This window comes from Spongiibacter sp. UBA1325 (assembly GCF_002306875.1).
Lineage (GTDB): Bacteria > Pseudomonadota > Gammaproteobacteria > Pseudomonadales > Spongiibacteraceae > Spongiibacter > Spongiibacter marinus.
In genome coordinates this window covers 609,448-624,350 of sequence record NZ_DBTD01000010.1, presented here as the reverse complement: position 1 = coordinate 624,350, position 14,903 = coordinate 609,448, and the positions used below count along the sequence as shown (strand labels likewise).

Annotated in this window: 11 protein-coding genes; 4 read left to right on the top strand and 7 right to left on the bottom strand. The window is 52.1% G+C overall.

The window, feature by feature from the left end; translation table 11 throughout:
• Positions 1–59: 59 nt before the first annotated feature.
• Together B3K78_RS14770 and B3K78_RS14765 are read right to left on the bottom strand one after the other, a co-directional pair.
• A complete protein-coding gene (locus B3K78_RS14770; RefSeq protein WP_286696048.1) occupies positions 60–962 on the bottom strand; it encodes an SDR family oxidoreductase in 903 nt (300 codons plus the stop codon).
• A gap of 44 nt (positions 963–1,006) precedes the next feature.
• The gene (locus B3K78_RS14765) at positions 1,007–2,143 is read right to left on the bottom strand and encodes an acyl-CoA dehydrogenase family protein (protein ID WP_286696047.1); all 1,137 of its coding nucleotides are present in this window, start codon (positions 2,141–2,143) and stop codon (positions 1,007–1,009) included.
• 252 nt (positions 2,144–2,395) lie between these two features.
• Here B3K78_RS14765 and B3K78_RS14760 point away from each other — a divergent pair, with 252 nt between their 5' ends.
• Both B3K78_RS14760 and B3K78_RS14755 read left to right on the top strand, forming a co-directional pair.
• Positions 2,396–4,126, top strand: coding sequence for an enoyl-CoA hydratase-related protein (locus B3K78_RS14760; RefSeq protein ID WP_286696046.1), 1,731 nt, complete (start codon positions 2,396–2,398; stop codon positions 4,124–4,126).
• Positions 4,127–4,218: 92 nt separating this feature from the next.
• Positions 4,219–5,370: an acyl-CoA dehydrogenase family protein gene (locus B3K78_RS14755; protein WP_286696045.1), complete on the top strand. Its 1,152-nt coding sequence runs from the start codon at positions 4,219–4,221 to the stop codon at positions 5,368–5,370.
• Between the two features lie 106 nt (positions 5,371–5,476).
• Here the strand turns inward: B3K78_RS14755 and B3K78_RS14750 are convergent, their stop codons facing one another.
• The 5 genes from B3K78_RS14750 to B3K78_RS14730 are packed head-to-tail and all read right to left on the bottom strand — an operon-like array spanning position 5,477 to position 13,076.
• Positions 5,477–7,831: a 1-acyl-sn-glycerol-3-phosphate acyltransferase gene (locus B3K78_RS14750; RefSeq protein ID WP_286696044.1), complete on the bottom strand. Its 2,355-nt coding sequence runs from the start codon at positions 7,829–7,831 to the stop codon at positions 5,477–5,479.
• Between the two features lie 57 nt (positions 7,832–7,888).
• Positions 7,889–8,722, bottom strand: coding sequence for an alpha/beta hydrolase (locus tag B3K78_RS14745; protein ID WP_286696043.1), 834 nt, complete (start codon positions 8,720–8,722; stop codon positions 7,889–7,891).
• Positions 8,712–10,199 (bottom strand): DUF3336 domain-containing protein, encoded by a 1,488-nt coding sequence (locus tag B3K78_RS14740; RefSeq protein WP_286696042.1) that lies wholly within the window; start codon positions 10,197–10,199, stop codon positions 8,712–8,714. Before B3K78_RS14740 ends, B3K78_RS14745 begins: the two co-directional genes overlap by 11 nt.
• Entirely contained in the window at positions 10,186–11,583 is a 1,398-nt protein-coding gene (locus tag B3K78_RS14735) for a wax ester/triacylglycerol synthase family O-acyltransferase (RefSeq protein WP_286696041.1), read from the bottom strand. Before B3K78_RS14735 ends, B3K78_RS14740 begins: the two co-directional genes overlap by 14 nt.
• Complete coding sequence (locus B3K78_RS14730; protein ID WP_286696040.1) at positions 11,580–13,076, bottom strand: HAD-IB family hydrolase; 1,497 nt, start codon at positions 13,074–13,076, stop codon at positions 11,580–11,582. The genes B3K78_RS14735 and B3K78_RS14730 overlap by 4 nt, the downstream gene beginning before the upstream one ends.
• 203 nt (positions 13,077–13,279) lie before the next feature.
• Here B3K78_RS14730 and B3K78_RS14725 point away from each other — a divergent pair, with 203 nt between their 5' ends.
• Both B3K78_RS14725 and B3K78_RS14720 read left to right on the top strand, forming a co-directional pair.
• Positions 13,280–14,044, top strand: coding sequence for an SDR family NAD(P)-dependent oxidoreductase (locus B3K78_RS14725; RefSeq protein ID WP_286696039.1), 765 nt, complete (start codon positions 13,280–13,282; stop codon positions 14,042–14,044).
• Positions 14,045–14,076: 32 nt separating this feature from the next.
• Entirely contained in the window at positions 14,077–14,868 is a 792-nt protein-coding gene (locus B3K78_RS14720; protein ID WP_286696038.1) for an enoyl-CoA hydratase-related protein, read from the top strand.
• The last annotated feature ends 35 nt before the right edge of the window (positions 14,869–14,903 follow it).

Below are 14,903 nucleotides of genomic sequence, written 5' to 3'. Positions count from 1 at the left end.
GGTTCAGGTTATTTGCCGGACTTTCCGCCCATCGTATGGGTTGAGTGTCTGAGGAAGTCTCAAGGCGCTCGATTGCGAGTGGATTCCTTCTTAACACCCTCTGTCAGGAGTTTGGGTGGTTCGTCCCTGTGAAAGCCATCAAAGGCTTCAGAGTTGTGATGAGGGCGAGGAGGGTTCCAGCACAGGCGAGCGTTGGGTGCTCCGCCATCAACGCGAATGCAGCTTCCAGTAGTAAAGGCGGCTGCCGGAGAAAGCAGGTAGACGATGGCCGCTGAGACCTCGGCAACGTTGCCGTACCGATGCAGGGGGATGGCCTTTGGAAACTCCAGAATAACTTTCTGTGCGGCTGGTTCGTAGGTGTCAAAGCCGCTGCTGGCAACCCCGCCAGGGGCAACGCTATTGACTCTGACGCCGTCCGGGGCCCACTCCGATGCAGCACTTTCAGTGAGTGTCAGCATGCCACCGCGGGAAGCGCCTGAGTGGGCATAGTTTGGCCAGCCATTCCAGATGTCGGCGATGATGTTGACGATATTGCCGCCGTTTTCGGCCATCCAGCGATTATAGACTTCCCGCATGACCATAAAGCCGCCAAATAGATTCAGTCGCACGACGGATTCAAACCCCTTGCTGCTGATATCCTTCAGCGCTTGGCGATACTGGCCTCCCGCATTGTTAACCAGACCATCAATACGCTGGTGATCGCACAGAACGGCCTCGATCATGTCGATGACTTGCAGTTCCTCGCGAATATCGCATGTGTAGGTTGCACACTTTCCCCCGTCCTCCAAAATTTCCCCGCGGACTTTCTCTAACTTGCCGAGATCTCGGCCGACAATGCACACCGTGGCCCCTAGTGCGGCGAGTTCGTGTGCGGTGCATCGCCCGATGCCGCTGCCTCCGCCGGTAATAATAATCACCTGTTGGTCAAATAAATCGGCGCGGAAAATAGATTTATAGCCCATAATTTTCTCCGAAGTGTTTGTTATCGTTAATGGCGTATTGGGAGTTAGATTGAGCGACTTATGAGGTCTTTCATGATTTCTGAGGTGCCGCCATAAAGGCGCATTACTCTGGCGTCACGCCACAATCTGGCAATTTCGTACTCCTCGACATAACCGTAACCGCCAAACAATTGCAGGCAGTCATCAACCACATTGCAGCGTAATTCGCTATGCCATAGCTTGGCGGCGGCGGCCTCGTCAGTGGTCAGTTGCTTGTCGACAAGCGCTTGAATACAAGCGTCGAGATGCGTCCAGCCAACTTGCAGCTGGGCTTTCAGGTTAGCTAATACAAAACGGGTATTCTGAAAATCAAAAACAGCCTTGCCGAACGCCCGGCGTTCTTTGACGTAGGCAACCGCTACATCGTAGGCATGTTGTGCCGCGGCCTGGCACGAAATGGCAATAGAAAGTCGCTCTTGAGGCAGCTCCTTCATCATATAACTAAAGCCTTCACCCTGTTGGCCCAGCAGGTTTTCGGTGGGAATAAACAAGTCATCAAAAAAGAGTTCAGCGGTATCTGAAGAGCGGTTGCCGACCTTGTCTAATTTACGACTTTTGAAAAAGCCAGGCTCATCGCTACCACTGACAAACAACGAGATGGATTTGGAGCCACTGTCGTTCCCAACGCGCGCGGCAATCACTGCGACGTCGGCGTTAATCCCGTTGGTGATAAAGGTCTTTGCGCCATTAATGCGAAACCCACCCTCCACCGGAGTGGCGGTGGTGCGAATTGCTTTGAGGTCACTGCCTGTGCTGGGCTCGCTCATGCAGATCGCTCCAATGGCTTCGCCTGATGCCATTTTAGGCAGCCATTGCCGCTTTGCCGATTCGCTGCCGTAGTTAAATAGATAGTGCGCGACAATGTCATTGTGCACCCCAAATGCCGGCCCAGTGGTGCCCGCCATGGCGGTCTCTTCCAGGATGATGGCATTGAATTTAAAGTCGAGCCCGCTGCCGCCATACTCTTGCGGAATATCTGGCAACAACATGCCGTTCTCACCGCAGGCCCGCCAGAAATCTCTGCTGACGATGCCATCCTCTTCCCATTGGTCTACGTGGGGAATCAGGTGTTTGGCATACATCTTTTTTACGCTGTCGCGGAAAAGTGCATGATCTTCATTAAATGCTGAGCGTGCTAACATTACGTCACCTATGTTAATTCCGGTGGGCGAAGATTGACAATAATTCGTTATTCTGTCTATTGAAATTGCTCGTTTATACTTCTTTAACGCTTTTTGGTAATATACATAATATTGCTAAAAGATAGCTAGCGAACGTTTACAAATCGGTGTCAGTTGATATACTGGTCGTCAATCTGGTTTTAGTGCGGCGGCCTCGCTTTTGGTGTTCTGTGGTGGCCTACAATTAATTTAGTTAGCAAGCGAAATATAAAGATGAAGAATATCTCAGTAAACATCGACTCCCACGGGGTTTGGCACGCCACAATGGATATGCCCGGGCGGCCCTTTAATGTTTTTTCTGAAGATATGATGGATGACCTCGAATCACTCATCGAGTCTGTGCTTGCCGATACTGCGGCAGGTAAATCACCTAAAGGACTCGTGATAGGCTCTGGGAAAACCAGTTTTCTGGCCGGCGCTGATCTGGCCATGATTCAGGATTTTGGCGCGATGCGCTTCTCCGCTAACTGGTCGCAAATGAGAGACCGTTACAGCCGCCTCGGCAGGCTATTCCGCCGTTTGGAGAAGCTGCCGATACCTGTAGTCGCAGCCATAAATGGTTTGGCGCTGGGTGGGGGGCTGGAGCTGGCGATGTCCTGCCACGCGAGGGTCTGCGCGGTGGGAAGGCACGTTCAGTTGGGGTTACCTGAGGCGGTGCTGGGTTTGTTGCCTGGTGCCGGTGGTACGCAGCGACTGCCGCGTTATGTGGGCCTGGAAAAGGGCGTGCAAATGCTGTTGAGCGGTGCGCCGGTGTCCCCTGAACAAGCCTACGAACTCGGTCTCGTTGATTCCTTGTCTGAACCTGCCGCGCTCCACGAAGCCGCCACTGCCTGTGTGTTGGAATTGGAGGCGTGTGCTCGTTGGGATCGTGATGATTATCAGGTGAGCGAGAGCGATGTCGCCCAATTGAGTAATGACTTTGAAACCTGGGCGGCCTCTGTTAGCGGGGTCTCGGCGCAGGACATGGCGCTGTATCCAGCATACAAAGCCATTGTAGGCTGCGTGGCAGGGGGATATGGTCAGGATATCGACACCGCGATGGACGTCGAGTGGGATATCTTTGTTGACCTGATGTCACACCCCATATCCTCTAATATGGTGACCACCTGTTTCCTCGAAAAAACTGCTGCGAGTAAGCATTCCTTAGCAAAATTACCTCAGACTGAGACTCCTGGCTCTTACGCAGTGGGCCCCGGATTGTCTTTGGGGGATTCAGCATTTCGCAAGGTTCCGCTGCGCTCAATTGAAGACGCCGATATTGTCTTGCAGTCTGCTGGCCATCCTATTGCGGAAGCGGGCTTGACGGTTCGGGATTTGCTCGCAGATCAACCGCTAGCCAGCGAGCTACCGGAGCTGCGGTATGTTGGCGATCTGGCGAAGAATCAAGTGCTGGAGTTGGCGTCAGGTGCAGATGAAAAGCAGACCGCCCGCGCATTTGCATTGTTGCAGACGAGCGCTAAACCCGTGGTGTTATCGTCTTCTGGTAGCACCAGTGTTAATGAGGTACTGCTTCAAGCCTGTCGCGACACGTTTGCTGAAACGGGCAAGACCCGAGAGGCCTTTGAGTTATCTGCAAGTGCAGTCGGTTTATCCGGGCTGGTTAACATGGCGCTAGACGGTGCCCGCACGTCTAGCACGTCTTATCAATATGACCCCGCTTACCATGAAGCGGGCTTGTCCCTGCTGCTGGACCTAAGCCTAGCGGTATACCGCTTGGTTGTAGAGCAACTTAGCGGTGATACCGACAAAGACAAAGTGACCCTAGCGGGGATGGATTTATTGGCTGTGTACGGCGGAGATTTTCCCAGTTGGACGGGAGGCCCCCTTTCCTGCCTGACAATGTTTCAGCGTTTGGAACTGAAAACCGAAGGCGCTGCGGAAAAATTGAGTCCGCTGGCATACACCTTCAAAAATGAACTGGGGTATTTCCCGAAAGCACTCTGAACCCGGTCAAAGCCTTTCCCGTCTGGGAAGAGTGTAGTTATTTAGTTACCAAGCGTAAATTACGATAGATAAGTATTTGAGGTGTTTTACCCATGATAGAACGAGACCTGTTTAGCGAAGAGCACGAAATTTTCCGTAGTTCGGTACGGCGCTTTATTGAAAAGGAAATCGCGCCCTATCATGAACAGTGGGAAAAAGACGGGATTGTGCCCCGTGAGCTGTGGTTGAAGGCGGGTGAGCAAGGTCTGCTGTGCTGTACCATTGCTGAGGAATACGGCGGTGTTGGCGCCGATTACCTCTATGACGTCATTGTTTTTGAGGAAATGTTTCGCTCTGGATTCTCCGGTCCGGGTTTCCTGATCCACACCGATCTGGTGGCGACATATATCAACTCCTTCGGCACTGAAGAGCAGAAAAAGCGCATCCTTCCGAAAATGGTGTCTGGTGAATGGATTGGCTCGCTGGGTATGACTGAACCACACGCGGGTAGTGACCTTAAGGCGATTCGTACCAAGGCTGTTCGGGATGGCGATGACTATATTATCAATGGTCAGAAGGTCTTTATTTCCAACGGCCAGAACTGCGATATTCTGGTTTGTGCGACCAAAACGGATTCTGCCGCCGGCGCTAGTGGCGTTACGCTGTTCATTGTTGAAGGCAGCATGGAAGGTTTTGTGCGTGGACAAAACCTAGATAAGTTAGGGATGAAGGCCCAGGATACTTCGGAGCTGTTCTTTGAGAATGTCCGCGTGCCGGCCACCAATATGCTTGGTGAAGAAGGCAAGGGCTTCAAGATAATGATGCAGAAGCTCGCTCAGGAGCGCCTGGCTCAGGCTATCCGCAGTGCGACAGTGACTGAGACTGTTATCGAGTGGACAAAAGAATATGTTTCGCAGCGGGAGGCCTTCGGCAAGACAATCGCCGACTTCCAGAACACGCAGTTTAAACTGGCAGAACTCCATGCCGAAGCGGTTGTCGGTCGGGTATTTACTGACAAATGCATTAAACTGTTTATGGAAGGCAAACTCGATTCGACAACGGCTGCTATAGCTAAAATGCAGCTTAGCAATCTTCACTGTAAGGCTGTAGACGAGTGTCTGCAATTGTTCGGCGGCTGGGGTTATATGTGGGAATACCCAATTTGTCGGGCCTATGCCGATGCGCGTATCGTCAAAATTGCCGGTGGTTCCATCGAGATTATGAAGACGATTATCGCGAAGGAAATCTTCAAAAACCTGAAATAGCGAACGCTATTGGAGGAGAGATTTACGGGCTTGAGCATGTTTTCCTCGCTCGCAATTCAGCGATAAGAATGCGGCCTTAGGCCGCATTTTTTTTATTTCCTTCGATTCAAAAATAGACCAACTCGCCTTCCATTTTCCGTCGCTCAGATAGACGTCTGGACTCGCTTAACGATGCTAGTAAGCGGATATTGCTGGTCAGCTCTCGCAAATCGTCCAACCATGCCTGGCGTCGTTCTGCTATGTCTGGAGATATTTGTAGTAGCCTGTGGTTCTCTGCAATTTTTATCGCGTTTTCAAAGTAGTTGGCTGAAACGGACTCTTCACAATGAATACGCTGTTGTAGAACCCGCTGCTTGCCCAGGTTCAGTGCACGGTTAGTCAGGACCTTGGAGTCTGCAGGTTCAACCAGGTTTTCCATGCGCAGGGCGCGGGCAAGTACCAGGTAGGCTTCAATAAACGGACGCAAAGTGCCGGGGCCAAGCAGTGGGCTAAGGGTCGCCAGAAGTTCTTTAACACCGTCTGGGCCGCGCCGCAGCAAGGTCTTCCATTCAGGGGCGCGAATCGTCATCTCCCTATCGGTGGTGATCAGAAATTCCTCGGTCCCTTCGAAGAAAAACTCGTATTTAAGTAAATCCCGGATGCGCAGTACTTCGGCTTCAAACTCCGTTTCTGTCTCGTCTCCCTGACTTCGAACGCCAAGCAGTGCAAGTTCGGCGATGGCACAGGTGGTAAAGAAATGGAGCATGCCATTGCGATAGTAAGCCGGCTTTCTTGCGCCGTTATGGGGAATCATATAGACCGATTCGATACCGTCATCGATGACGTCGAGCACCTGAGTCTGGCAGAGCTGTGTGAGGGCCTGACGTATTTTGTTTTCGTCGATGCTCAGCAACTCCTGACTGAAGAGGCTTTTGAGTTCATTGCCAAGTTGCCATAGCTTGATAATGTCTCCACTGAGTTCCTTGAAATTGACGGCGCGATGTCCGTTTTCCAGCATGACGTAGCAGATCAATGAGGTCAGGGTAATTGGTGTTGCCCTATTAACGTCTACCGCGAGGTCAAACGCCAGTTTTTGCACGGTGCGGTAATCGACAATATAGTTTTGTTGGTCGAGATGGCGACTCAGAGGAACGCCTTGTCCAAAGCGGACATGAATTTTGCCGTGAGGCAGTTTCAAGCCACTAATGTATTCCATAAACCAGGAGGCAGACTCTGGACGCTTTGTCGCGCCTGCCTGCAGTGCATCGTAGTCCGCGACTTCGGGTACCTGGTCGTAGCAGATGGAAATGGGCATCAGCACGAGATCCTGTGCGCCGTCCCGGGCATAGGCATTGGCAACGTAGTTAATCAGGCCGTAGCGCGGAGGCATCAGCTTGCCAGTACGGGATCGGGTTCCTTCCATGGCCCACATTACGGGGAAGCGTTTGTCGCCGAGATAGTCGATGTAGTTTTTGAAAACCGCTTTGTAAACGTCGTCATTTTTGAAGCTTCGGCGAATAAATATCGCCCCTGAGCTTCTGAGTAGCTTGCCAAGTCCAGGCAAGCTCATATTAATACCGCCGAAGACATGTGCCGGTGGGAGGTTGTAGCGATGGAACAGCCACAGTAGCAAAAAGCCATCGATATGGGATTTGTGGGTGAACAGAAAAGCAACTGGTTGATCCTTTAGCAGTTGGCGAATGCGTTCAATGTCCCCCTCGTCAATATCAATGTGTGGGTCGAATCCACGGGTATACATAAAGTGACCCAGGGCGGCAGCGAGATCATTTCCCAGGGGGCTGGGGGTTGCGGCCATCTCCTTTAGACAAGCTTTCGCATAGCGATTCAAGCGTTCAATACTTTTGCCACTGGACTCGCTGACCTTTTGTAATGCCGAGGTCATGGCAGGGCGGTTTAGCACTTCGCGTTCTATTAGTCTCGGAATGCGATAACGTGCGCCACGAATGTCGCGCTCGGTCTTTTCGAGAGCAAGTAGGGCAGAGCGCAAGATAAATTCTTCAAAGTCGAGATTTTCCTGGTTTAGGGAAACATATTTTTCAAAATTTCCCTTCAATTCGGCCAGGGTCGCGCCAGGCCCTTGAATGAATTGATTCTCTTCTGAGCCACGCAGGGCTGACAGGAGCTGCAAAACGCTACCGGGGCTGGATATTTTGCCACGCAGTAGATCTGAGGTAGAAATACGCGCAGTTTCCTGGCTGTTTCCGGAAAACAAGATCCATCGCAGCGGAACGAAAAAAGTTTCCTCGTTGGCCTTTATGATGGCTTTCAGGGAACCTTGATGCAGGCTGCGTCGCGAGGGCTTTCTAAAGGGGCGAACGACTAACTGAAAGCTTTTGTTGGCAGGTAGAAGACTGCCAGCATGGCGCCTAACCAGCGCGATTTCTCGACGGTTGGAACAATCTGCGATAAATACGATATTGCCCGGAAAATCTACTTGTTGCGACGACTTGAATTCATTCATATGCCAGTTCCATTTATATCCATAATTACAAGCAGTATGGGCCGCCCCTTCTCTCGCCTAGCGGCGTTCGCCAATCCAATCGGCGATACGAGAGAAGATTTCATGCCGTCTGGGTTCCTGGAAAATCTCGTGGAACAAGGCGGGATAAATGATCAGCTCTTTGTCTTCAGAGCTACAACTCCTATAAAGCTGTTTGGACCCTTCCGGGGAGGCGAGCTTGTCATTCTCGCCATGTAGGAGAAGTAGCGGAGTAGTGATTTTTGAGGCTTTTTTTAATGCGCTATCGGCGCCTCTTATGATTTCACTGATTGTTCTTGCGGGAATTTTCCCGGAAAAGACCAGCGGATCGTTCAGGTAGTTATCGACCACACTTACATCACTGCAAACCAGGGACGGGTCCAGTTGAAAGGTGGGTGCTTCAGGGAAAAGTCGGGAGATGGCGTTAAGCACTATACGCTGTATTGGTCCAACCGCTTCGTCGGTAGCCAATGCCGGTCCGGAAAGGATCGCGCCGTTAACCAGTTGCGGCGTTTCGGTAAGCAGAGTGGTAGTTATCACACCGCCCATACTGTGACCGATGACGAAGCTTGGAAGATCAGGGTAGCGTTGTTTGCTGTCGTCGATGAATTGCCGGGCTGTTTCAACCAGCAGACTAAAATCGGGAATAAAGCATTGTTGGCCATCTGACTTGCCATGGGCGGGATGATCCAGCGCGAAGCAGGCGAATCCGGCTGCAGCGAGACTTTCTGCTAATGCGGCGTAGCGCCCGCTGTGTTCGCCTAGGCCATGAATAATGCATACCACCGCTTGAGGCGCAGACGCGGGTAGCCAGGATGATTGAAAAATTTTCTGACCTGAGCGGTTAGTGAAGGCGCTATTTTCAGTTTGCATGGATGTTAATCCTCTCTTCAAGCGACGGCGATGAAGGGGCGGTAGTGAAGTCACGTTTCTTCATGATGTCACTCAGTACTCGGCTAATTTTCGTTTGAATACGAATTTGTTCGATATAGGGCCAGGTTGCCTGTTCACCTGCTTTTATCAAGGACATGATCTCTTCGGTGTTTCTGCCGGACAGCAGTTTCAATGGATTGTGAAAGCGGTTAGGCGGCAGGATATTGATATGGCCTGTGTACGTTTGGGACATAGCCTGTCCGAGCATGGTGCTCACGCGATTTATCGTAGAGCGCTTATTAATAGGATGGTTAAGCAGCTTGTTTCCCGCGAGCAGCCATTCCCGTGAGGTGTTTTTCAGGGCTTGCCGAATTATTCCGCTAGGTCCGCTATCCGTTTTCTGGTTGAGGAAGGGCAGGGCCGCCGGATTCGTTTGACTAACAATAAAATGGTTGACGCCAAAAAGTCGGGTGATGCGTTTGATGGGCATATCGTCGCTAATCGAGCCATCAATCCATACCCGATCCTTCAGGTAGGGCTGAATATTACCCTGTTCGTCTTTGGCTCTGAGGCTGACCGGGGGAAAGAAGCCTGGAAATGCACAGGATGCCAGTACCGAGTCGGTAATGAGAACATTGGGTGAAGCGAGGGCATTGAGAAGCCGCGAAGTTTGATGCTTCTCGGCGGGTGCGACCGAGATATTGATGTCGTATCCGGTTAGCGACTTGGCCTCCGCAAATGACAGTTCGGGAATCAGTCTGGAGTACAGTTTGCGGACGGCGTCTGGAGATATTGTCGGTGGTCCGAGTAGGGCCAGTTTGCCAAGAATGCTACTACCGTGCTCGACCTCAAAGCGGATGTAGTCAGGGTCAAATATCTTCGCCAGCTCCTCTTGGGAGTGGGTGCCGACCAGGGCACTTATTAACCCGCCACCGCTGGCCCCGCAGAGGATTTTCGGTAGCAGATTTTGCTCCCATAAGGCCTTTACGACACCCAGGTGAAAGTACAGCAATGTTCCGGAGCCGCTCAGCATCAACGCGGTTTTGCCAAAGCATTGGTGCGCTCTTTGGAAAAATTCCTGCTTTTGCTCGCTGGTGATGTCTGAGGTCTGATTCGACGCGAGATAGTTCAGACTATCTGCGATTTCGTTGATGTAGTCTTCAATCAATTGTTTGGTGCCAAACAAAGCGCGCTGATACAGCACTGGCGCACCCATGCCTCCCATATTGCCGTGAACCCCTTCGTTCAGTGCGAACAGCAGGCCACGGTCATCGTTTATCGTTCGCTTTTCGCGCAATAAAAGTAAGCGATTACGCGTTGAGCGGTAGTCATACAAGCGGGTTTGTTCCACTTGGCGCCAGGTGTCGAGGCCCTGCAATTTATCCAAGGCCTGGGCCAATTCCCGCCACTCCTCGTAATTACTGGCCTTGCGCAGCTGCTTATACAGGCCGTTGAGGTTAAGTTTATTTTGGGGCATGGCAATGCTGATCCGAAAGGACGGTCTTGTAGGCGTGGAATTCCTCGAGGAGGCAATCTACGAAGAATTCCGGATCGGGCAGTATTTCAGCCGTACTGGTAATACTGAGACTGATGATGCCGTTATAGCTCATGGCGACAATAAAAAGACCCATCTCGTCGCCTAGGGGAACCATGCCGTAATATTCCAAGCACTCCGCTGAGGAAAGGTATAATGACTGCTGTGGCCCGGGCATATTGGATATGGCCAGATTGCACATTTTTGATGTGGCGCCACTGGCCATGAGCAATTTTGTAAAGGGTGCCAAAACAGGCCCAGGCAGATGCTGGGTTAGCTCAGTCATAACTCTAGCGCTGCGTCCAGTGCGCGCTAATTTCGCGTCGAGAGTGTGCTGTCGGATAACGGCCAGGCGTTCTAATGGGTCACTCAGCTGGGTGCCGATGCGAATTGCTGTGGCGGTTATATTATTGCCGTCTTGGTTCTGACTTGATTCCGTTCTGGCGTTGATGGGAACCCAAGCGACCAAGGGAATATTGGGCAGCCGACCTTTTGACGAGAGATAGCGGTGGAGTCCGCCGCCGCAAATGGCGAGCAGGGCGTCGTTGACGGTCGCACCTTCCACCAGTGATTTGATGTCTCTTATGTCGTGTAACGGCAGCCGACATCCGGTGAAGGACTTTTCTGGCCCTACGGGGGCGTTAAACAGGCTCTTGGGTACAGGTGGCTGTGGTGTCGCCGCGCGACCACTTGATTTCAATTGCTGCCACTGGCGGTACAAGCCCTTGGCGCTCTGTAAGGGGGACGCCAGCAAGTTTCGCCCAGCACTTTGCAATAGTTGACCAGCTTCCGGAAACGAGTGATTTTCCGCGCTGCTGGATGCCGGGCTTGAAGCTGCATCGTGAACCGCCTGCAAAAGTTTCATGGCAGACGTGCCGTCGATTGCGGCATGGTGCAGCTTGATTACGAGAGCGAAGCTGTCTTTGTCATACCCATTTAGCTGATTCAGCCCAGAAATGACATGAATTTCCCAGGGGGGGCGACGCATATCCAGTGGACTGGATTGAATGTTGGCAAACAGGGCGTAAAGGGCTTCACGATTTGCCGGTCGGGGTAGCTTATGCTGGAAGAGGTGATGAGTCAGTGCGAAGTGCGCATCTCGCTTCCAGTAGGGGAAATCCAGCTCTCCGGGGAGACGGTGAATCTTGTGGGTGAATATCGGACTGGCGTCTAAGCTTCGTTCTAAGCGTTCCTTGACGGTTTTGTAAGGGGCGGATTTGCTGGCGCCCACTGGATACTTGTACAAACAAAGGGTGGCCGTGTTCGACAAGTTGTTCTCGGTTTCCATATACAGAAATTGCGCGTCCTGCGGTTTGAGTTGTTTCATGGCGACACAGACCTCGCATCTTTCTTGGTTACGGACGCATCCGCGTTGGATTTGATGCCGGGCAATGGCTCCTCGTCAAAGCCAAGGGCTCTGAGATAGGTATTGCGAACTTGCGCGATATGATCGTTCAGGTTCTTCCGTTGCCATCGACTGGTATCAATAAGGGGCAGGATTTCGACCTTGATCCGAGCCGGATGGAATAGAGGGTCCCCCTTGGCCTGGGCGTCAACGCTATTGTGAATGACAATAGGTAGAATATTTGCGCCAGCGTCTAGTGCGAGGTGGAATGCGCCTTTCTTGAACGGGCCGGGCTTTATCGAATTGCTGCGGGTACCTTCCGGCGCGATGGCTACGCTACGTCCCTCCTCGCAAATAGCGTTGATAAGCGGTTGCATACGTTGAATGGCATCCGCACTGTTATCCCTGTCTATGGGAATGACGCCGGCGAAAGTATAGGCCTGTGACAATAGCGGAATATTTCCGAAAGCCCGTTTGCCGATGGCGGCAAAATTCTGCTTAAGCAGCTTAAGCATAATGAAGCCGTCGGCCTGGCTTTGATGGTTAAAGATGACAACGCACGGTGGGGCTTCGTCAAGATAATGGCCATTGATCAGCTCGATCTCCATCCCAAGCGACCCGAATACCCAGTCAGTAAAACGGGTCAACATGTAGCGCCGTGCGGTCGACTGATCGCCGGTTTTTCCAAGGACGCCCAGTCCTCCGACATAGCTGCCGATTAATGACCCATAGACGCTCACCGTGCGGACGATCTCAGACAGGCCTCGCTTGCGGCTGCGAAACTCTAGGCTCGGCCAGTTTTGCTCTGCTGCATGCGCCTGGAGACGAGAACCTGCATTCACACAGACCGGATGCCCAATTTTTTCGAGTAGCGGGAGGTCTTCATAGCCATCACTGTAGAAATAGCAGTCATCCAGCTTGGTGGCGCTGCCGCCGATCAGCTTTTCGACGGCAAGGCGTTTACCGAACCCCCAACAGATCGGCATCGCGACCTCGCCAGTAAATATCCCGTTCTCGTTCCGGTACTCAGTGCTAAGAATCTTGTCGATCCCGAGTTCCTCGGCCGCTCGGGCGATGGCCTGACGTGGTGCTGATGACACGATAGCAATTTGATAGCCCTGTTCTCGGTGCCGCTTAATAATACTCCTGGCTTCGGGGTAAATGCGTTTGAACAGCTGCTTCTCATACACCGTGCTGCACAGGGATTCGAAGTCCTCTATGGCGCTGCCGGCCAGATGTGAGCTGGCAATTTCCATCAGAGTCTGGTCGTCAATGAGGCCGCACTGGTGGTTCACTATTCCCAGCAGTGCTGCGGCGAGATCCTGGCGGGAAATCACCCCAGTGCGATACTGCTCCTGCATGATGGCGAAGGCGGAGTAGCCCGCGATCAAGGTGCCATCAAAGTCGAAAAATGCGATGGAATCGGGATTCTGAGCGGGCTGTATGGACTGCAAAAACGCGTTTATGGAGCTCATGGGCCGATCCGTCCGCTATTAGAAATGACTGTGTCAATGTTTAGTCACATCATTGATATATAGTTCGCTATACTAATTAATCGTATGCGTATTGTACGCATGATAAGACTATGGCTATAATTGAGCAAGCATGAGCTGAGTTATATATGATGCCGGTGGGCGTCAAGTGATCAAAAAGCGAGCAACAGCAAGAGAGGTGTATTTTGAAAGGCTTATCTGGAAAAGTAGCAATTGTTACAGGCGGCGGCAGTGGCATCGGTGAGGCAATTGTTTTGCGCTTGGCGGAAGAGGGCTGCAAGGTTGCACTTTTCGATATTAATCTGGATGCAGCTAATGCTGTGGCGAAAGCAGCGAGTAACTCCGCAGGCTCAGTAACTCCCTACATGACCGATATCACCAGTCTCGACGCGGTCGAAACCTCGGTTGAAAAGGTTGAGGCCGAGCTCGGCCCAATATGGATGTTGGTCAACAACGCGGGTTGGGATAAGCCTGCGCCATTTTTGACTACGGGGCCGGATTTGTGGACTAAGATCATTAATCTGAACCTGTACGGCCCCATCAATCTGCACGCTGCCGTCTGCAAGCGTATGGCTGAGCGTAGCGAAGGCCGTGTGATAAACGTTGCCTCTGACGCGGGTAGAGTGGGTACCAGTAACGAAGCGGTCTATTCTGCGTGTAAAGGCGGCACCATCGCGTTCAGCAAATCTATGGCGCGGGAATTGGCGCGTAATAATGTACTGGTCAACACCGTTTGCCCCGGGCCTACCGATACACCGGCCATGGCGGCGGTGGTGGGTACAGGAGAGGAAGCTCAAAAATGGAAGGATTCAATGGCGCGCGGCATTCCACTGCGCAGAATGGCGCAACCTACTGACTACCCGGGCATTATTGCCTTTTTGGGTAGTGACGACGCCGCGTATATGACTGGCCAGACAATTTCAGTATCTGGTGGCCTTAGCATGGTGTAAGCCACCACCTAACAGATATAGAGGACAATATTATGTTTGCGACAACTCCCTACGAAGACATTATCTACGAAAATCGCGAAGGCGCAGCCTGGATTACCATTAACCGGCCCAAAGTCTACAACGCCTTTCGCGGTAAAACGATCGAAGAGCTGATTCACGCCTTTTTGACGGCTGCTAGCGACAAAAGTGTCGGCGTAGTTGTGCTCACTGGTGCGGGAGACAAGGCTTTCTGTACGGGCGGCGATCAGTCTAACCACGATGGCGACTATGATGGCCGCGGTGTTGTCGGTCTGCCCATTGATGAATTGCAGTCCGCGATTCGCGATATCCCCAAGCCCGTTATCGCTGCCGTGAATGGTTTCGCGATTGGTGGTGGTAATGTACTGGCTACCTTGTGCGATATGACCATTGCTGCCGACACCGCGCAGATGGGCCAGGTTGGTCCAAAAGTGGGTTCGGTCGACGCTGGTTGGGGCACTGCCTACCTGGCGCGTATCGTCGGTGAGAAAAAGGCCAGAGAAATCTGGTATATGTGCAAGCGTTATTCCGCTCAGGAAATGATGGAAATGGGCTTGGTGAACAAGGTGGTTCCTGCCGCCGAGCTGGAAGCTGAAGTTACCGAATGGTGTAACACGATTTTGCAGCACAGCCCGACTGCAATGGCCCTTGCCAAGCGTTCTTTCAATGCGGACAGCGAGTCTATTCGCGGACTCAGTATGATGTCGCTGAATGCCGTGAAGATGTATTACGACTCAGAAGAATCCCGTGAAGGGGTTAACGCATTCAACGAGAAGCGTAAGCCCGAATTTAGAAAGTTTATCTAAATTTCAAACCTCGCACCGATTTAGGTGCGAGGTTT